Source organism: Streptomyces sp. NPDC001617 (assembly GCF_053596855.1).
Genome location: NZ_JBSFHA010000119.1, coordinates 1 through 19,234, shown reverse-complemented (window position 1 = coordinate 19,234; position 19,234 = coordinate 1). Strand labels below are relative to the sequence as shown.

The following is a 19,234-nucleotide window of genomic DNA, read 5'->3' as shown; positions in this document are numbered from 1 at the left end:
CGGGCAATACTTGTGGGTAACAACGTCTAGCCGCAGCCCACCAGCGGTTCTACGGTGCCCCCATGCCGAACCTGCCCGATGTCGTGCTCTGGTCGATACCCGCCTTCGTGCTGCTCACCGTGGTCGAGGTGATCAGCATCCGCATCCATCCCGACGAAGACGCGGCGGGATACGAGACGAAGGACGCCGCGACCAGCGTCGGCATGGGGCTCGGCAGCCTCGCCTTCGACTTCCTCTGGAAGATCCCGATCGTCGCGATCTACACGGCGATCTACGAACTCACCCCGCTGCGCATCCCGGTCCTGTGGTGGACCGTCCCCCTGATGCTCCTCGCCCAGGACTTCTTCTACTACTGGTCGCACCGCGGCCACCACGTCATCCGCATCCTGTGGGCCTGCCACGTCGTCCACCACTCCAGCCGGAAGTTCAACCTCACCACCGCGCTGCGCCAGCCCTGGACGACCTGGACGGTCTGGCCGTTCTACGTCCCCCTCGTCGCCGTCGGCGTCCACCCGGCCGCCCTCGCGTTCTGCTCCTCCGCCAACCTCGTCTACCAGTTCTGGATCCACACCGAACGCATCGACAAGATGCCCCGATGGTTCGAGTTCGTCTTCAACACCCCGTCCCACCACCGCGTCCACCACGCCTCCCAGGGCGGCTACCTGGACCGCAACTTCGGCGGCATCCTCATCGTCTGGGACCGGCTGTTCGGCTCCTTCGTGCCGGAGATCGAGCGGCCCGTCTACGGGTTGACCAAGAACATCAACACGTTCAACCCGATCAAGGTGGCCACTCATGAGTACGTCGCGATCGTCAAGGACGTGAAGGCGGCGGAGAGTTGGGGCGAGCGCGCCGGACGGGTGTTCCGTGGGCCCGGCTGGCGGCCGGCCCGGCTCGCGCAGTCGACTTTGGTGAGCGAACCGGCCACCGCCGAGCCGACGCCGGCCGAGGGGACCGCTGTCGCGTGACGGCACCGAACGAGCGACGCGTACGCGTGCGTGCCCTCGCACCCCTCCTGCTCAAGGCCTTCATCGCCGCAACCCTCCTCGACCTCACCTCCCTCGCCGCCGGTTTCACCCCCGGCCACACCGTCGCCAAACCCCTCCTCATGCCGCTCCTCGCCGCCTACGCGTGCGCCCGTGGCGCGCCTCGGCTCCTGCTCGCCGCCCTCCTGTGCGGCTGGGGCGGCGACATCCTGCTCCTGTCCGACGCGGACCCGGCGTTCCTGGCCGGGATGGCCTCCTTCGCGGTCGGCCACGTCTGCTACATCGCGCTCTTCCTGCGCCACGGCACCCCACGCGCGCGTGCCCGTCTCCTCGCCCCCGCCTATGCCCTCGCCCTCGTCATCACGGTCGCCCTGCTGTGGCCGGACCTCCCGGCGGACCTGCGCATCCCCGTCGCCGGCTACAGCACCCTGCTCACCGCGACGGCGTACACCGCCGGCACCCGGCGCGGCCCGGTCGCCGGTCTCGGCGGTGCCCTCTTCATGCTCTCCGACACCCTCATCGCGACCGGCGTCGCCGACTGGCCACAGCCGCCCAGACCCGACCTGTGGATCATGCTCACCTACGCCGCCGGGCAGTTCCTGCTGGTCCGGGGCGCCCTCGACGAGCGGGCCGCGTCGGCGACGACGTACCGTGAAGTGCGCTCGACCACCCCCTGAGCGCACCCACGACACCGCACGAGAAGGATCCTCGCCATGCGCGCCACCACCATCCATGCCCCCTACGACATGCGTGTGGAGGATGTGCCCGAGCCCGTGGTGCAGCTGCCCACCGACGCCGTGGTGCGGGTGCCGCGCGCCTGTATCTGCGGCAGCGACCTGTGGGCGTACCGCGGCGCGGCGGAACGGCAGCCGGGGCTGGGGGTCCCCCAGGCCCTTAAGGCACTGGGGGAGGATCGGGCACGAGTTCCTGGGCGTCGTCGAGGAGACGGGCTCCGAGGTGGGCACGGTGCGCCCCGGTGACCTGGTCGTCGCGCCCTTCATGTGGTCCGACGGCGTCTGCGACTACTGCCGCGAGGGCCTCACCACCTCCTGCGAACACGGCGGCTTCTGGGGCTCCGTCGGCCATGACGGCGGCCAGGGCGAGGCCGTGCGCGTGCCCTTCGCCGACGGCACCCTCGTCCAACTCCCCAAGGAGGCCGCCTCCGACGACCACCTGCTGTCCGCCCTGCTGACCCTCTCCGACGTGCTCGGCACCGGCCACCACGCGGTGCTCGGCGCGGGCGCCCGCCCGGGCGCCACGGTCGCCGTCGTCGGCGACGGAGCCGTCGGCCTGTGTGCCGTGCTCGCCGCCAAGCGGCTCGGCGCGGAGCGGATCATCGCGCTCGGCCGCCACGAGGTCCGCACCGACATCGCCCGCCGCTTCGGCGCCACCGACGTCGTCGCCGAGCGCGGGGACGCGGCCGTCGAGGCCGTACGCGAACTCACCCGCGGCCAGGGCGCGCACGCCGTCGTCGAGGCCGTCGGCACCGAGCAGTCCATGCGTACGGCGGTCGCCGTCACCCGTGACGGCGGCGCGATCGGCTTCGTCGGCGTGCCGCACGGCAGCGGCACCGGCGTCGACCTGGGCGTCATGTGCGACCGGAACATCGCGCTGCGCGGCGGTGTCGCACCCGTCCGCGCGTACATCCCGGAGCTGCTGCCCGACGTGCTCGACGGCACCATCGACGCCTCGCCGGTCTTCGACATGACGGTCGACGTCGAGGGTGTCCCCGAGGGCTACAAGGCGATGGACGAGCGCACAGCACTCAAGGTGCTCGTCACCAACGGTTGATCGTCAAGTGTTGATCAACCCCTTGACGGGTCGGTCAACAGCTGATGGGTGTCACCACCACCGGATCGGCAGGGGCAAGGCCGTCAACAACCCCGACATCACGACCACCACCCCCAGGACGACGACCTCCGCACGCGCGGGGGAGCAGGCGGTCAACGGGTCGGCGGCGCGGCGCAGCCGGATCCGCGCCCACAGCGCGAGCGCGGCGACGACGGCCACGAGGACCACCTTGGCGAGCAGGGTGCGCCCGTAGGCCGTCGTCGTCAGCTGGTCCAGGATCGTGCCCGGCGGCATCCGGCGCAGTGAACTCCACACGCCGGTCGCGGTGATGACGGCGAGCAGCACGGCAGCCACGCGCGCGTAGAGCCCGAGCAGGGCCGCGCCCGCGTCGGAGGGACCCCACCGGCGCAGCATCCGCAGGGCGTGCAGCAGACCGCCGGCCCAGAGCGTGGCGCACGTGAGGTGGATCAGTGTCAGGCCTGACCCGAGGAGCGGGCTGTGCTCGGCGGGAGGATGCGTGCGCAGGGCTTCCGCCGCGATCACCGCGGCCAGCGGCCAGAGTTGGACGGCCGGGCGGCGCGAGCGGGCGCACAGGGCCGCCGCGAGGAAGGCGTTGACCTCGAGCAGCGCGAGCTTGCCGTCCCGCGACGCGTAGAGGCCGCCGACATCGATCTGGGCCAGGCTGTGCGGCACCAGGTTGCCCGTCGACACGACCGACGCCAGCCCCAGGGCGGCCACGAAACCGGCGACGGCCGTCCAGGGAGCCCAGCTGCGGGGCGCGTCCTCGGGGGCGCCGGGCAGCGAACGGGCCAGACGGTTCACGAACAGCTCGCCCACCGGGACGCACAGCGCGGCGAACAGCACCGCCCGCAGCAGCGCGATGCCACCGACGCCGGGGGCGGCGGCCTCACCGGTGCCGTGCAGCGCGGCGGACGGGCCCAGCAGGGGTATCAGCGCGGCCAGCGCCACCAGGACGAGGACGGCGACGGCCCGGCCGGCGCCGGGACGCCGTACCGGCCCGCTCGCGTCTGCCACCCCGGCAGTGGGTCTTGTCAACGTCACCTCAAGATCTTCACCAGCCGTCGCAGAACCGGGCAACTGCAGTAAAACAACTGGCGGCACTTCATTCCGGCCTTGGGTACGTTTTTGGTCGCCCCATGACTCAGAACCAACGCGCGGGGTCCGACCCCCAGGGCACCGGCGGACGCGCCCAGTCGCCCGGCCCGCCCGCGAAGGACACCGGCGACAGCGCGTACCGCAACCGCCCGAGCGCGCTGTCCGTCTCGGCGAGCCAGGGTTCGGGTCCGTCGTACGAGAGCTCCCCGGGGGCGTTCTGCTCCACGCCGTACACGAGCCACTCGGCCGTCCGGGCCAGTGCCAGGCGCACGAACCGGCTGCCGCCCTCGTCGGCCTGCTCGGTCACCGCCCGCAGCACCGCGGCCGCCAGCAGATAACCCGTCCCGTGATCGAGGGCCTGCGCGGGCAGCACCCCCGGCCGCTCCACCGACCCCTCGAGCGCCGCGATCCCGGAGGCGACCTGCACCAGGCTGTCGAAACCCCGCCGCTCGCCCCACGGCCCGTACGCGCCCCACGCCGACACCTGCGCCACGACCACCCCCGGCCGGCGCTCGGCCAGCGCCTCGGGCGACAGCCCGAACCGGTCCAGAGAGCCCGGCCGGTAGCCGGTCACGACGACGTCCGCCGCCGCGAGCAGCTCCTCCAAGGCACGTCGGTCGGTGGTCAGGTCCAGCAGCGCCGACCGCTTCCCGAAGCCCGTGTCGGCGTGCTGGTCCGGCAGTTCGGGCAACCGCGGGGCGTCCACGCGCAGGACGTCCGCACCGAGCAGGGCGAGTGTGCGTGTGGCGACCGGGCCCGCGAGGACCCGGGTCAGGTCCAGGACCCGCAGCCCGGCGGCCGGCAGCAGGGGAGCGCCGTCGATCGGCGCGAGCACGAGCGCGCGTGCGGAGTCGAGCCGCTCCCGCTCGACGAGGGGCCGGCGGGCCACCTCGGCGGCCTGCTCGTGCGCGGCCCACTCCTTCGGCGTCCGCAGCGCCACGGCCAGGCCCCCGGCCGCGTACACGGCCTCCTCGACCTCCGACGAGGACCGCTCGGCCAGCGCCGCCCCGACGGCGGCCACGTCCTCCGACGCCTTCAACACACTCAGCAGTCGCGCCCGATGGTGCGGATAGTTGGCATGCGTGCGCACCCAGCCGTCGTTCGTCCGCCAGAACCGTGACAGCGGCGCGAAAGTGACCGGCGGCCGCCCGTCCACCAGCAGTTGCCGCTCACTGTGGAACGCCGTGGCGACCGCCCCGTCGTCGACCCGGACCCCGGGCGCCTCCGCGAGCCCGGCCCGCCGCGCGCCCAGCTCGGCGGCGGCCAGCGCACAGGCTGCGACGCAGGCCCGCGCGAGCTCCCGTACGGGAAGGCGCGCTTCGAGCGCACCCTCCCGCACCACGGTCGACACTCGCGGCAGCAGGGCGGGGTCGCCGCCCAGCGCGGACCATGCGAAGTTGATTCCCGACTCGATGCTCGACTTGATTCCAGTCATTACTTCACTATGCAGTATTGACTGGATCAATATATTGACGAGCTCGCGGGACTACCTGGTCACCGCGTCCAGTGCGTCCACGGTTCCCCAGCCGTAGAAGCCGTTGCGGTTCTTCGACCCCTCGCACACCGCGTCGACCTTGCCGTCCCCGTTGATGTCGTACGGGTCCGTGCACGGCGTGGCGTCGGCCTCGGCGTACAGCAGCGCCTTCACCAGGGCCGCGGAGGCGTGCGGATGGGTTGACTTGATCAACGCGGCGACGGCCGCGACATGCGGCGAGGCCATCGACGTACCGGCCATGTAGCCCCACCTGCCGCCCGGCAGCGTGCCCAGGATCAGGCCGCTGGTGGCCGGCGGGGCCGGGGTCTGGTAGACGGTCGAGTCGCCGCCCGGTGCGGCCACGTCGATGACGCCCAGGCCGTAGTTGGAGAAGGACGACTTGATGCCCTTCGCGCCCGTGGCCGCGACCGTGACCACACCCGGCAACTGGGTCGGTATGTCAAAGCACTTGGACGGGTCGATCACCCGGTCCGAGGGCGTGCCGTCGTTCGGCGAGACCGGGTCGGTGATCGAGTCGGCCGCCAGGTCGTAGTTCTCGTTGCCGGCCGCGGCGACGTTGACCGTGCCCTTCCTCTCCGCGTACCGCGAGGCCCGGGTGACGGCGTCCACGAGCGCCTTCTGGTCCGGGTCGTCGGTGCAGTTGAAGTACCAGGGGTCGGTGTAATAGCTGTTGTTCGTCACGTCGACGCCGTGCTCGGCCGCCCATACGAAGCCGCAGACCACGGCCTCCGTGTAGAAGTAACCGGCGGTCGTGGCCACCTTGATGCCGGCGACCTTGACCCCGGGCGCCACGCCCGTCATGCCGACGCCGTTCTTCGCGGCCGCGATCTCGCCGGCCACGTGCGTGCCGTGCGGGCTCTCCCCGGTGGTCGGCCGCCAGGCGCCGTCGGTCGTGTCCGGCTTGCCCGACACACAGTTGACCGACGCCTTGCGGTCGAAGTTCGGGGCGATGTCCGGGTGCGTGTCGTCGACACCGGTGTCGATCACGCCGACGGTCACCTTCGGGCTGCCCAGCGACACCTCGTGCGCCTTGTCCGCCTTGATGGCGGACAGGTCCCACTGGAGCGGCTCGAGCGGGTCCTGTCCGTCGGCGGCCTTGACGTCCTTCAACTCGTCGGCGGTGAGCGCCTTCGGCGTGCCCACATCGGTCGTCGACTGGGCGGGCAGCGGCGCGTTGCGCGTGTTGCCGGCCGACTCCACGCCGGGCACCTTGCGCAGGATCCTGGCGAAGTCGGCGTTCGACGAGTGGACGACGATCACGCCGATCTGGTCGTACGACGTCAGGATCGTGCCGCCGGCCTCGGCGATCGCCTTCTTCACATGCGCCGAAGGGCCGTGCCCGGGGCGGACGTTGACGACGTAACTGAGTGCGGTGGCGTCCGTCGACACCGACGTCGCGGCCGTCGGCGCGGCCTCCGCCGCCGAGGCGGTGACGTTCGGCAGGAACGCGAGGGCCGTCGCCGTCGCCATCCCGAGCGGAAGGGCGAGCGCGCGGCGGAAGCGCGGGTGAGGCGCTGTCATGTGTCAGAGTCTCCAGTTCGTTTCGCGGGAGGAGCGGTGCACGAGCGGTACGAGCGGACCGTGCGGGAGGTCCGGGGCGGCGCGGTCGTCGTCGACGTCCGCGCCGCCCCTGCACAGGGAGTGGACCTACTTCACCGCGCGCAGCGCGTTGACGATGCCGAAGCCGTAGAAGCCGTTGACCCGCTTGCCGCCGACGCAGGTCGCGTCCACGACGCCGTCGCCGTTCCCGTCGTACGGGTCGGTCGGGCAGCCCGGGTTGTCCGCCTCGGCCTTGAGCAGCCCCTGCAGCTGGGCCGGGGTCGCCCACGGGTACGTCGACTTCAGCAGCGCGGCCACGGCCGCGACGTGCGGAGTCGCCATCGACGTGCCCTGGAGGTAGCCGTACTGGTTGTTCGGCATCGTGGACAGGATGCGGCCGTTCTTCGACGGCGTGTCCGGGATCTGGAACTTGTCGCCGCCCGGCGCCGCCACGTCGATCACACCGTCGCCGTAGCTGGAGTAGTAGGACTTCGCGCCCTTGACGCCGGTCGCGCTCACCGTGACGACGCCCGGCAGCTGGGTCGGCACGTCGAAGCACTCGTGCGGGTCGACCGTACGGCTGACCGGGGTCGAGTCGTCGGGGCTGGAGTCGTCGACCAGGGCGTTCGAGTCGAGGTCGTCGTTGGAGTTGCCCGCCGCCGCGACATTGAGCGTGCCCTTGCGCTGGGCGTACAGCTGGGCCCTGTTGACCGAATCAACGATGGCGCGTTGATCGGGGTCGTCCATGCAGTTGTACTGCCACGGATCGACGTAGTAGCTGTTGTTGGTGATCTCGACGCCGTGGTCGGCGGCGAACACGAAGGCGCACACGACGCTCTCGGGGAAGAACAGCTGGTTCGCGTCCGGCTGGGCCACCGTGATGCCGGCGACCTTCACACCGGGCGCGACGCCCGCGACACCGATCCCGTTGCGGGCGGCGGCGATCTCGCCCGCCACATGCGTGCCGTGGTAGTGGTCGGCGTCCACCGGCCGCCAGGAGCCGTACGTCGTGTCGGCCTTGCCGCTCACGCAGTTCGCGGACTGCGAGGGCGAGAAGTTCGGCGCGATGTCGGGGTGGGTGTCGTCGACGCCGACGTCGATGACCGCGACGGTCACGCTCTTGCTGCCCGGGTCGATCCTGGCGGCCTTGTCGGCGCCGATCGCCCTGAGGTCCCACTGGTCGGCTTCGAGCGGCTCCTCCCCGGCCGTCGAACTCCCCGCGACCTTCGCCGCCTCGGCCTTGGAGAGGTACTGCACCGCGCCCTCGTCCGTCGTCCCCGCCGCCTGCACCGGCGAGGTCCGCGAGGCGCCCGCGGACTGCACGCCGCGTACCGTGCGTATCTCCTTGGCGAAGTCGGGGTTCGCCGAGTGGACGACGATCACACCGATCCTGTCGTACGACACCACGACGGAACCGCCGGCCGCATTGATCGCCGTCTTGACCGACTTGATCGTGTGCGGATCCGTCTTCGTGTTGACGAGATACGCGAAGGAGTCCGCGTCGGCCGCCTGCGTGGCGGACTCCACGCGCGGGGCGGCCTGCGCGGCCGCCGGCAGGAAGCCGAGCGAGGCGGTCAGGGACAGCACGACCGGCACCGCGAGGGCGAGCCGGCGTCTGGAACGCAGATGAGCCATGGGGTCTCCACATCATCCGGAAACGAAACGGCCCGAGACACAGGTGGTGCTCGGGCAGGTACATGACGGGCGGTCCAGGCCGCAAACTATCTCCCGAAGTCGCTGGTCAGCAATGAGTTGCCCAAGGCGAGTTCGGAAACTGGTCAAGGGAGTTGAACCCGTCCTTGCGTGGCGCCGTGACCTTGGACAGGGAGCACGAGGACACTCGCCCCCGATCCCCGTCACAACCGCATCCGCAACGCGAGGAGACTCCGTGGCCACCGAGACACCGCCCCCCTCGAAGACCCCAACCAAACTCCCCAGTACCGAGGAGTTCGTCGCGGAGCAGGAGAGCGCGGAATTCGGTGAACTGCGCCGTACTCACCGCTCCTTCGCCTTTCCGCTCACCATCGGCTTCATCGCCTGGTACCTGCTGTACGTCCTGCTGTCGAACTACGCGGACGACTTCATGGGCACCCAGGTGGTCGGCAACGTCAACGTGGCCCTGGTGCTGGGCCTCGCACAGTTCCTGACCACGTTCCTCATCGCCTGGTGGTACTCGCGGCACGCCGCCGCAAAACTCGACCCCAAGGCCGAGGCGATCAAGTCCCGACTGGAGGGCGGCGAATGAGCCCCGCGCAGCACACCCTTCTCGCCGCAGGCGAGGCGAGCGAGCACCGGCCGCTGATCATCACCCTGTTCGCGGTGTTCGTCGCCGCGACCCTCGTCATCACCGTCTGGGCCGGCCGCCAGACCAAGGACGCCGCCGACTTCTACGCGGGCGGCCGTCAGTTCACCGCCTTCCAGAACGGCCTCGCCGTCTCCGGCGACTACATGTCCGCCGCGTCCTTCCTCGGCATCGCGGGTGCCATCGCCCTCTTCGGCTACGACGGCTTCCTGTACTCCATCGGCTTCCTGGTCGCCTGGCTGGTCGCCCTGCTCCTGGTCGCCGAGCCGCTGCGCAACTCCGGCCGCTACACCATGGGCGACGTCCTCGCGTACCGGATGCGCCAGCGCCCGGTCCGTACGGCGGCCGGCACCTCCACCATCGTCGTGTCGATCTTCTACCTGCTGGCCCAGATGGCGGGCGCGGGCGTGCTGGTCTCGCTGCTGCTCGGCATCACCAGCGACGCCGGCAAGATCGGCATCGTCGCCCTGGTCGGCGTACTGATGATCGTGTACGTCACCATCGGCGGCATGAAGGGCACCACCTGGGTCCAGATGGTCAAGGCCGTGCTGCTGATCGCGGGCGCCCTGCTGCTGACCTTCATGGTGCTCGTGAAGTTCAACTTCAACGTCTCCGACCTGCTCGGCTCGGCCGCCGACAACAGCGCCAAGGGCTCGGCCTTCCTGGAGCCCGGTCTGAAGTACGGCGCCACCGGCACCACCAAGCTCGACTTCATCTCCCTCGGCATCGCCCTGGTGCTCGGCACCGCGGGCCTGCCGCACATCCTGATCCGCTTCTACACGGTGCCGACCGCGAAGGCCGCCCGTAAGTCCGTGATCTGGGCGATCGGCCTGATCGGCGCCTTCTACCTGATGACCCTCGCCCTCGGCTTCGGCGCCGCCGCGCTGATCAAGCCGGACGAGATCATCGCCTCCAACAAGGCGGGCAACACGGCCGCACCCCTCCTCGCCCTCCATCTGGGCGGCGTCGACTCCAACTGGGGCGCGATCCTGCTCGCCACCATCTCCGCGGTCGCCTTCGCCACGATCCTCGCGGTCGTCGCCGGTCTGACCCTGGCCTCGTCGTCCTCCTTCGCGCACGACATCTACGCGAACGTCATCAAGAGGGGCCAGGCCACCGAGAAGCAGGAGATCGGCGCGGCCCGCTGGGCCACCGTCGGCATCGGCGCCGTCTCGATCGTCCTGGGCGCCCTCGCCCGCGACCTGAACGTCGCCGGCCTGGTCGCCCTCGCCTTCGCGGTCGCCGCCTCCGCCAACCTCCCGACGATCCTCTACAGCCTCTTCTGGAAGCGGTTCACCACCTCCGGAGCCCTGTGGTCGATCTACGGCGGCCTGGTCACCGCGGTCGGCCTGGTGCTGTTCTCGCCGGTCGTCTCCGGCAAGGAGACCTCGATGTTCCCGGACGTCGACTTCCACTGGTTCCCGCTGGAGAACCCCGGCATCATCTCGATCCCGGTCGGCTTCCTCCTCGGCGTCCTCGGCACCTACCTGTCGAAGGAAGAGCCCGACAAGGGCAAGTACGCGGAGCTGGAGGTCCGGTCCCTGACCGGCACCGGCGCGCACTGAGAACCCGCCGATACGCCCCCTGACCGGCCGCGTCGTAGATCCCTACGACGCGGCCGCGTCGTACCTCGTGGGATCGGGACGCTGTCGTTGTCAGCTGTGTCACGTAGGCTCGCAGGTGACGGGAGAAGATGGAGCCGCACTGATCCGCTACGAGGGAGGGGGCCCACGTGCTCATCGACACCTATGGCCGAGTGGCCACCGACCTGAGGGTCTCGCTGACCGACCGGTGCAACCTCCGCTGTACGTACTGCATGCCCGAGGAGGGCCTGCAGTGGCTGGCCAAGCCCGACCTGCTCACGGACGACGAGATCGTCCGCCTGATCGACATCGCCGTCACCTCGCTGGGCATCGAGGAGGTCCGCTTCACCGGCGGGGAACCCCTCCTGCGCCCCGGCCTGGTGGGCATAGTGGAGCGCGTCGCCGCGCTGACGCCCCGCCCCCGGATGTCCCTCACCACCAACGGCATCGGCCTCAGGCGCACGGCGAAGGCACTGAAGGCGGCGGGCCTGGACCGGGTGAACGTGTCCCTGGACACCCTCCGCCCGGACGTCTTCAAGACCCTCACCCGCAGAGACCGGCACAAGGACGTCCTCGAGGGCCTCGAAGCAGCCCGCGACGCCGACCTCACCCCGGTCAAGGTCAACACGGTCCTGATGCCGGGGCTGAACGCCGACGAGGCCCCCGACCTCCTCGCCTGGGCCGTCGAGCACGACTACGAACTGCGCTTCATCGAGCAGATGCCCCTGGACGCCCAGCACGGCTGGAAGCGCGACGGGATGGTCACGGCGGGCGACATCCTGACCTCCCTGCGCACCCGCTTCGACCTCACCCCCGAAGGCACCGACGAGCGGGGCTCGGCCCCGGCGGAGCGCTGGCTGGTCGACGGCGGCCCGCACCGAGTGGGCGTCATCGCCTCGGTCACCCGCCCCTTCTGCGCGGCCTGTGACCGCACCCGCCTCACGGCCGACGGCCAGATACGCACCTGCCTCTTCGCCCGGGAGGAGACAGACCTCCGAGCCGCACTGCGCAACGGCGCCCCCGACGAGGAGATCGCCCGCATCTGGCGTCTGGCGATGTGGGGGAAGAAGGCGGGCGCGGGCCTGGACGCCCCGTCCTTCGTCCAGCCGGACCGACCGATGTCTGCGATCGGGGGCTGAGAAGACGCCGCAAAGGGGCGCGGGGAACTGCGCGACAAGCCCCCACCGGCCCGCGGCCAAAGCCCCTCAGACGTCCTGGTCTTCCCATTCCGCGAGCAGCACCACGTCCTTCAAAAAACCCCGCACCCCGAGAAACTGCGAAAGATGCTCCCGGTGCCCCTCGCACGCGAGCCACGTCTTGCGCCGCTCCGGAGTGTGGATCTTCGGGTTGTTCCACGCCAACACCCAGACGGCATCGGCACGGCAGCCCTTCGCGGAGCAGATGGGGTTCTCGTCACTCACGGATTTCGTCTCACCAGTACGCCAAACAAGGCGACGCCGAGCAGCCACGGGGGGAGCTGCCCGGCGTCGGTCCGTCGCTCCGACGGGGGATGCGGAGCGCCTACGAAGTATGTCACGGGTAAGCCGTCGCCCGGCACCGGAACAACATGATTGATCTGAGCTTTTCTTGAGCTTGGTGCGGAGTCGCCTTCCGTTTGCAAGGCATTCTGCATCGCTCACGCCCGGTCGTGAGGCTCGCTTCGTGCGCCCGGCGCAGGCTCCGTCGCGACATCTTCCGGGACCGGTTCCGCGAAGCCGTCATTCGTCCGCGGCGGCGCAATCATCGGACGCATCGGCGCGGTCACGAAGGTCGACGGAAGCGACGGCGCGTTCTCCCGCCCGGCGTTCGCGACCACCACGGCGATGTACGGCAGCACCGCCCCGAGGACCAACGCCACGATCGCGACGTGCCGTTCGACATTCCACAGCGTGGCCGCGAGAATCACCGACACCGTACGGATGGACATGGAGATGACATACCGTCGCTGCCGGCCGCGCACGTCCTCCTGGAGGCCCGTCCGGGCTCCGGTGATCCGGAACACCTGGCCGTTGCCGTCGCCGTGCTGCTTCCGCATCACATTCCACCATCCGCCCGCATCGGCCCCGCCCCGCCCCGTACCCGGTCCGCCCCGGTCGGGGACGAGGTCCGGACGGCTTCCACGTTACGCCGCGCCTCCGTCGCCTACGAGACCGGGTCACCTCCAACCTGGGCGAACCCCCTCAGCCGTAGCACGTATGGCGGTGCCCGACATGCGCCGTACGGCGTACGGCACGAGGCTGGGCGTAATGCTCACGTCGAGCCGTACAAGGAGGCAGCCATGGGCTGGTTGTGGGCGATCATCGTGGGATTCGTGCTGGGCCTGATCGCGAAGGCGATCATCCCGGGCAAGCAGCACAGTCCCCTCTGGCTGACCACCATCTGCGGCATGCTCGGCGCCACCGCCGGCAACGCGATCGCACGAGCGTTCGGTGTCGAATCGACGCGAGGCATCGACTGGAGCCGCCACGCCTTCCAGCTGGTGGCCGCGATCATCATCGTCTTCGCGGTCGACATGCTGTACATGGCGACGCTGGGCAAGAGGAAACAGACGGTCTAGAGCGGGTACGGCGAAGAGGCGGACCTCCCGGACGGGAAGCCGCCCCTTCGGTGCGCTCAGGCGGAGGTGACCTCGACGGCCGCGAGGTTCTTCTTGCCCCGGCGCAGCACCAGCCAGCGACCGTGCAGCAGCTCCTCCTTGGCGGGCACCGCGTCCTCGGCGGCGACCTTCACGTTGTTCACGTAGGCCCCGCCCTCCTTCACCGTCCGCCGCGCAGCCGACTTGCTGGCCACGAGGCCGACCTCGGCGAACAGGTCCACGACCGGCCCGAGCTCGGTGACCTGGATGTGCGGCACCTCGGACAGCGCCGCCGACAGCGTCCGCTCGTCCAGCTCCGCCAGCTCACCCTGACCGAACAGCGCCCTGGACGCGGCGATCACGGCAGCCGTCTGGTCGGCTCCGTGCACCAGCGTCGTCAGTTCCTCCGCCAGCGCCCGCTGAGCGGCCCGCGCCTGCGGACGCTCCTCGGTCTGCCGCTCCAGCTCCTCGATCTCCTCCCGGGACCTGAAGCTGAAGATGCGCAGGAACTTCGAGACGTCCCGGTCGTCCGCGTTCAGCCAGAACTGGTAGAAGGCGTACGGCGAGGTCATCTCGGGGTCGAGCCAGACCGTGCCGGACTCCGTCTTGCCGAACTTCGTACCGTCGGCCTTGGTGATCAGCGGTGTCCCCAGCGCGTGCACCACCGCGTCGGGCTCGACCTTGTGGATCAGGTCGGTGCCCGAGGTGAGGTTGCCCCACTGGTCGCTGCCGCCGGTCTGCAGCGTGCAGCCGTACCGCCGGTAGAGCTCCAGGAAGTCCATGCCCTGCAGGATCTGGTAGCTGAACTCGGTGTAGCTGATGCCCTCCTGGGACTCCAGGCGCCGGGCCACGGCCTCCTTCGCGAGCATCTTGTTCACGCGGAAGTGCTTGCCGACGTCCCGCAGGAACTCGATGGCCGACAGTCCCGAGGTCCAGTCGAGGTTGTTGACCATGACCGCCGCGTTCGGCCCCTCGAAGTCCAGCAGCGGGGCGATCTGCGCGCGCAGCCGCTCGACCCATTGGGCGACGATCTCGGGGGCGTTGAGCGTGCGCTCGGAGTTCGGCTTCGGGTCACCGATCAGACCGGTGGCACCCCCGACCAGGCCCAGCGGACGGTTGCCCGCGTCCTGGATCCGGCGCATCGTCAGGATCTGCACGAGATTGCCGAGGTGCAGGCTGGGCGCGGTCGGGTCGAAGCCGCAATAGAACGTGACGGGACCGTCCGCGAACGCCTTGCGCAATGCGTCCTCGTCAGTGGAGAGGGCGATGAGCCCGCGCCACTTCAGTTCGTCGACGATGTCCGTCACGGTTCTCGTATCTCCTTGATGATCTTCGGGTGGTCGAGCGACCACCGGCTACGAGGTTATACGCCCTGACTGACAGAGCTCATATTGAAGTCGGGCACCCGCAGCGCGGGCATCGCAGCCCTAGTGAACCAGTCGCTCCACTCCCTCGGCAGCGTCTTTTCCGTGCGCCCGGCCTCGGTGGCCCGCCCCAGCAGGCCGACCGGCGACTCGTTGAACCGGAAGTTGTTGACCTCCCCGGTCACCTCGCCGTTCTCGACGAGGTAGACGCCGTCCCGGGTCAGGCCGGTGAGCAGCAGCGTGGCCGGGTCGACCTCGCGGATGTACCAGAGGCAGGTCAGCAGCAGACCCCGCTCGGTGTTCGCGACCATCTCGTCCAGCGAGCGGTCCTCGCCGCCGGTGAGGATGAGGTTCTCGATCGCCGGAGCCACCGGCAGCCCGGTCAGACCCGCGCTGTGCCGGGTGGTGGTGAGATGCCTCAGCTCGCCGTCGCGCACCCAATCGGTCGCCGCGAGCGGCAGCCCGTTGTCGAACACCGACTGGTCGCCGCCGGAGGAGTGCGCGATCACGAAGGGTGCCGACTCCAGGCCGGGCTCGTTCGGGTCGCTGCGCAGCGACAGCGGCAGCTCGGTGAGCCGCTCGCCCACGCGCGTGCCGCCACCCGGCTTGGAGAACACCGTGCGCCCCTCGACCGCGTCCCGGCCCGACGCCGACCACATCTGGTAGATCAGCAGGTCCGCGACGGCGGTCGGCGGCAGCAGCGTCTCGTACCGCCCGGCCGGCAGCGCGATCCGCCGCTCGGCCCACCCGAGGCGTACGGCGAGCTCCGCGTCCAGCGCCGCCGGGTCGACGTCCTTGAAGTCCCGCGTCGACCGACCCGCCCACGCCGAGCGCGTACGGTCCGGCGACTTGGCGTTCAGCTCCAGGGTGCCGTTGGGCTGGTCGTGACGCAGGCGCAGCCCCGTCGACGTACCGACATAGCTCGACACCAGCTCATGGTTGGCGAAGCCGTACAGCTCACGCCCGCCCGCACGCGCGCGCGCGAAGGCCTCACCGAGCGCCGGAGCGAAGTCGGCGAACACGGCGGACGTCGTCTCCGCGGGCACGTCCGTGAAGTCGGGGGACTGCGACACGCCCGTCACCAGCGGCTGCGCGTCCTCGGCCGGCCCGGCGCCGCGCGCGGCGGCCTCCGCGGCCCGCACCAGCGGCTCCAGCTCGTCCACGGTCACGGCCGAGCGGGAGACGACACCGGAGGCCGTGCCCTCCTTGCCGTCGACGGTCGCGATCACCGTGAGGGTACGCCCGCGCGTGACGCCGTTCGTGGTGAGCGCGTTGCCCGCCCAGCGCAGGTTGGCGGTGGAGTGCTCGTCGGCGATGACGACGCAGCCGTCGGCGGTGGACAGCTCCAGCGCCCGCTCGACGATCTCGTGCGGCTTGTTGGTGCGGGCGCTCATCGACCGGCCTCCTGGGTCGTGTTGAGGATATTGACGCCCTTGAAGAGGGCCGACGGGCAGCCGTGCGACACGGCGGCCACCTGGCCCGGCTGGGCCTTGCCGCAGTTGAAGGCACCGCCCAGGACGTACGTCTGCGGGCCGCCGACGGCCGCCATGGAGCCCCAGAAGTCGGTCGTCGTCGCCTGGTACGCGACGTCCCGCAGCTGCCCGGTGATCCGCCCGTTCTCGATCCTGAAGAACCGCTGGCCGGTGAACTGGAAGTTGTAGCGCTGCATGTCGATGGACCAGGAGCGGTCACCGACGACGTAGATCCCGCGGTCGACCCCGCCGATCAGACCCTCGGTCGACAGCCCGGCCGGGTCCGGCTGGAGCGACACATTGGCCATGCGCTGCACGGGCACATGTCCGGGGGAGTCGGCGAAGGCGCAGCCGTTGGAGCGCTCGAAGCCGGTGAGCTTCGCGATGCGCCGGTCGAGCTGGTAGCCGACGAGCGTGCCGTCCTTCACCAGGTTCCAGGACTGGCCCTCGACGCCCTCGTCGTCGTAGCCGACGGTCGCGAGGCCGTGCTCGGCGGTGCGGTCGCCGGTGACGTTCATCAGCTCGGAGCCGTACCTCAACTTGCCGAGCTGGTCGAACGTGGCGAACGAGGTGCCGGCGTAGGCGGCCTCGTAGCCCAGCGCGCGGTCCAGCTCGGTGGCGTGACCGATGGACTCGTGGATGGTCAGCCACAGGTTGGAGGGGTCGACGACGAGGTCGTACAGGCCCGCCTCCACGCTCGGTGCCCGCATCTTCTCGGCGAGCAGCTCAGGGATCTGTTCGAGCTCGGAATCCCAGTCCCATCCCGTCCCGGTGAGGTACTCCCAGCCGCGCCCCACCGGCGGCGCGATCGTCCGCATCGAGTCGAACTCGCCGCTCGACTCGTCGACCGACACCGCCGTCAGCTGCGGGTGCAGCCGGACGCGCTGCTGCGTGGTCACGGTCCCGGCCGTGTCGGCATAGAACTTGTTCTCGTGCACGGTGAGCAGCGAGGCGTCCACATGGTTGACGCCGTTCGAGGCCAGCAGTCGCGAGCTCCAGTCGGCCAGCAGCGCAGACTTCTCCTCGTCCGGCACGGAGAACGGATCGATCTCGTACGACGAGATCCACGTCCTGTCGGTGTGCACGGGCTCGTCGGCGAGCTCGACCCGCTCGTCCGAGCCGGCCGCCTTGATCACCTGGGCGGACAGCTTCGCCATCGCCACCGCCTGCGAGGCGACCCTGGCGGCGGCGTCCAGGCTCAGGTCCACGCCCGAGGCGAAACCCCAGGTGCCACCGTGCACGACGCGCACCGCGTACCCGAGGTCGGTGGTGTCCGACGACCCGGCGAGCTTGGCGTCCCTCAGCCGCCAGGACGCGCTGCGCACCCGCTCGAACCGGAAGTCCGCGTGCTCGGCGCCCAGCGCACGCGCGCGTGCGAGCGCGGCGTCGGCGAGGGCGCGTAGGGGGAGTGCCGTGAAGGCTTCGTCGATGGTATGAGGCACCTGCGTCTCTTCCTGTTGGTCTGACGTGACCGGCGGTTGCCCCGATCATGTCGCGGCGACCGGGTGGCGGACCACACGTTTCCACCCTGACTTGGCAACTCTCGCCGGGCCTGACGGAAGTGTCCGTGCGGGACAGTAGGGTGGATGGTCTCCCGACGAGTGGTCAGCTCGCGGGCATGACGTGACTGAGTAGTCCGGTCCCCTGTCGGGGACACCCTTTGGGCGTGAAAATCGGTCTGTGGCCGTCCGGCGGACGTCGTTTCCGCTTGGTGCGTTCCGAGCCTGTGACTGAGTAGGACGCTGGGGGTCCATCGACAGGCACCCCGATGTGTTGCTTCGAGCACGCGAATCAGCTTCTTCCGCCTGCCGGGCCCCCGCCGGACGACCGCACACTCGTGGCCGGTCAGGGGAGGGGGTCCGGAGCAGATGGACGTGATCCACGAACGTTGCGGGGGGATCGACATCAGCAAGGCGGACGTGAAGGTGACGATCCGGGTGCCGGGGAGCGGCAAGCGGCGCCGCAGCGAGACCCGCACCTTCTCCTCGGTGACCTCGGGCCTGCTGGCGATGCGGGACTGGCTGCTCGCCGAGCAGGTCACCGTGGTCGGTATGGAGGCCACCGGCGTCTACTGGAAACCAGTGTTCTACCTGCTGGAACACGAGATGGAGTGCTGGCTGCTCAACGCCCGGCACATGAAGGCCGTGCCCGGCCGCAAGACCGACGTGAAGGATGCCGAGTGGATCGCCCGCCTGGTCGAGCACGGCCTGGTGCGGCCCTCGTTCGTGCCCCCGGAGCCGATCCGGCAGCTGCGGGATCTGACCCGGTATCGCACCGAGGTGATCCGTGAACGCACCCGGGAGGCCCAGCGGCTGGAGAAGCTCCTGGAGGACGCCGGGATCAAGCTGTCCGTCGCGGTCGCCAACATTCTGGGCGTTTCCGGCCGGGCGATGCTGGAGGCCCTCATCGCCGGCGAACGCGACCCGCGTGTCCTGGCGGACCTGGCCAAGGGCTCCATGCGCCGCAAGACCGACGCCCTGATCGAGGCGCTGACCGGCCACTTCACCGCCCACCACGCGTTCTTGGCCCGGGCGATGCTCGACCGTATCGACGCTTGCACCACCATGGAGAAACGGCTGGATGAGCGGATCGACGCACAGATCGCGCCCTTTCGCCGCCGCATCGAACTCCTGGTGACCATCCCGGGCGTGAGCACGCGGGCCGCCGAGGTGATCCTCGCGGAGATCGGCGACGACATCGCCCGCTTCCCGACGGCGGCCGACCTGGCGTCCTGGGCCGGGGTATGCCCCGGCAACAACGAATCCGGCGGCAGGCGCGGCCCCGGCAAGACCCGCCACGGCGATCCCTGGCTCAAGGCCGCACTCGGCCAGGCCTCCATCTCCGCGTCACGGACCAAGGACACCTACCTCGCCGCCCGCTACCGTCGGCTCATCGCCCGCCGCGGCAAGAAGCGCGCCCTGGTCGCCCTGGAACACTCGATCCTCGTCTCCGTCTGGCACATGTTCACCCGCGACACCGCATACGCCGATCTCGGCGGCCAGTACTTCCTC

16 protein-coding genes and 1 pseudogene are annotated in these 19,234 nt (G+C 70.2%); 8 read left to right on the top strand and 9 right to left on the bottom strand.

Annotated elements, in window-relative coordinates:
- The first annotated feature begins 62 nt into the window (after nt 1-62).
- From ACWC09_RS47950 to ACWC09_RS47940, 3 genes and pseudogenes are all read left to right on the top strand, one after another.
- Nucleotides 63-968: a sterol desaturase family protein gene (locus tag ACWC09_RS47950; RefSeq protein WP_450858096.1), complete on the top strand. Its 906-nt coding sequence runs from the start codon at nt 63-65 to the stop codon at nt 966-968.
- A complete protein-coding gene (locus ACWC09_RS47945) occupies nt 965-1,663 on the top strand; it encodes a lysoplasmalogenase (RefSeq protein WP_450858095.1) in 699 nt (232 codons plus the stop codon). Before ACWC09_RS47950 ends, ACWC09_RS47945 begins: the two co-directional genes overlap by 4 nt.
- 36 nt (nt 1,664-1,699) lie before the next feature.
- Nucleotides 1,700-2,777: pseudogene (locus tag ACWC09_RS47940) on the top strand (zinc-dependent alcohol dehydrogenase family protein).
- A gap of 51 nt (nt 2,778-2,828) precedes the next feature.
- On the opposite strand, the gene ACWC09_RS47935 reads toward ACWC09_RS47940, so the two are convergent.
- The 4 genes from ACWC09_RS47935 to ACWC09_RS47920 form a co-directional block, all read right to left on the bottom strand.
- Nucleotides 2,829-3,839, bottom strand: a complete 1,011-nt coding sequence (locus tag ACWC09_RS47935) for a CopD family protein (protein ID WP_450858093.1) — start codon at nt 3,837-3,839, stop codon at nt 2,829-2,831.
- A gap of 100 nt (nt 3,840-3,939) precedes the next feature.
- Nucleotides 3,940-5,328 (bottom strand): CoA transferase, encoded by a 1,389-nt coding sequence (locus ACWC09_RS47930; protein WP_450858091.1) that lies wholly within the window; start codon nt 5,326-5,328, stop codon nt 3,940-3,942.
- 51 nt (nt 5,329-5,379) lie between these two features.
- Entirely contained in the window at nt 5,380-6,909 is a 1,530-nt protein-coding gene (locus ACWC09_RS47925; RefSeq protein WP_450858089.1) for a S8 family peptidase, read from the bottom strand.
- Between the two features lie 126 nt (nt 6,910-7,035).
- On the bottom strand, nt 7,036-8,562 hold the full coding sequence (locus tag ACWC09_RS47920; protein ID WP_450858087.1) for a S8 family peptidase: 1,527 nt from the start codon (nt 8,560-8,562) through the stop codon (nt 7,036-7,038).
- A 253-nt stretch (nt 8,563-8,815) separates the two neighbouring features.
- Between ACWC09_RS47920 and ACWC09_RS47915 the strand changes: the two genes are divergently transcribed.
- From ACWC09_RS47915 to moaA, 3 genes are all read left to right on the top strand, one after another.
- Nucleotides 8,816-9,172, top strand: coding sequence for a DUF485 domain-containing protein (locus tag ACWC09_RS47915; RefSeq protein ID WP_450858085.1), 357 nt, complete (start codon nt 8,816-8,818; stop codon nt 9,170-9,172).
- Nucleotides 9,169-10,794: a solute symporter family protein gene (locus ACWC09_RS47910; RefSeq protein ID WP_450858083.1), complete on the top strand. Its 1,626-nt coding sequence runs from the start codon at nt 9,169-9,171 to the stop codon at nt 10,792-10,794. The genes ACWC09_RS47915 and ACWC09_RS47910 overlap by 4 nt, the downstream gene beginning before the upstream one ends.
- Before the next feature lie 167 nt (nt 10,795-10,961).
- A complete protein-coding gene (moaA, locus tag ACWC09_RS47905) occupies nt 10,962-11,951 on the top strand; it encodes a GTP 3',8-cyclase MoaA (RefSeq protein ID WP_450858081.1) in 990 nt (329 codons plus the stop codon).
- 66 nt (nt 11,952-12,017) lie between these two features.
- On the opposite strand, the gene ACWC09_RS47900 is transcribed toward moaA, so the two are convergent.
- Nucleotides 12,018-12,233, bottom strand: a complete 216-nt coding sequence (locus tag ACWC09_RS47900; RefSeq protein ID WP_450858079.1) for a hypothetical protein — start codon at nt 12,231-12,233, stop codon at nt 12,018-12,020.
- A gap of 215 nt (nt 12,234-12,448) precedes the next feature.
- A complete protein-coding gene (locus tag ACWC09_RS47895) occupies nt 12,449-12,847 on the bottom strand; it encodes a DUF3099 domain-containing protein (RefSeq protein ID WP_450858078.1) in 399 nt (132 codons plus the stop codon).
- 243 nt (nt 12,848-13,090) lie between these two features.
- On the opposite strand from ACWC09_RS47895, the gene ACWC09_RS47890 reads away from it, so the two are divergent.
- Entirely contained in the window at nt 13,091-13,369 is a 279-nt protein-coding gene (locus tag ACWC09_RS47890) for a GlsB/YeaQ/YmgE family stress response membrane protein (RefSeq protein WP_450858077.1), read from the top strand.
- A 56-nt stretch (nt 13,370-13,425) separates the two neighbouring features.
- Here the strand turns inward: ACWC09_RS47890 and tyrS are convergent, their stop codons facing one another.
- From tyrS to ACWC09_RS47875, 3 genes are read right to left on the bottom strand one after another with little or no spacing between them, the layout of a single operon-like run.
- Nucleotides 13,426-14,694 carry a tyrosine--tRNA ligase gene (gene tyrS, locus ACWC09_RS47885; RefSeq protein WP_450858075.1) on the bottom strand — a complete coding sequence of 423 codons (1,269 nt, stop codon included), beginning with the start codon at nt 14,692-14,694 and terminating at the stop codon, nt 13,426-13,428.
- A 56-nt stretch (nt 14,695-14,750) separates the two neighbouring features.
- Nucleotides 14,751-16,145: a metallopeptidase TldD-related protein gene (locus tag ACWC09_RS47880; RefSeq protein WP_450858073.1), complete on the bottom strand. Its 1,395-nt coding sequence runs from the start codon at nt 16,143-16,145 to the stop codon at nt 14,751-14,753.
- On the bottom strand, nt 16,142-17,665 hold the full coding sequence (locus tag ACWC09_RS47875; protein ID WP_450858071.1) for a TldD/PmbA family protein: 1,524 nt from the start codon (nt 17,663-17,665) through the stop codon (nt 16,142-16,144). Before ACWC09_RS47875 ends, ACWC09_RS47880 begins: the two co-directional genes overlap by 4 nt.
- A 426-nt stretch (nt 17,666-18,091) precedes the next feature.
- Between ACWC09_RS47875 and ACWC09_RS47870 the strand changes: the two genes are divergently transcribed.
- The coding region (locus ACWC09_RS47870) for an IS110 family transposase (RefSeq protein WP_450858069.1) at nt 18,092-19,234 on the top strand (1,143 nt) is incomplete at its 3' end.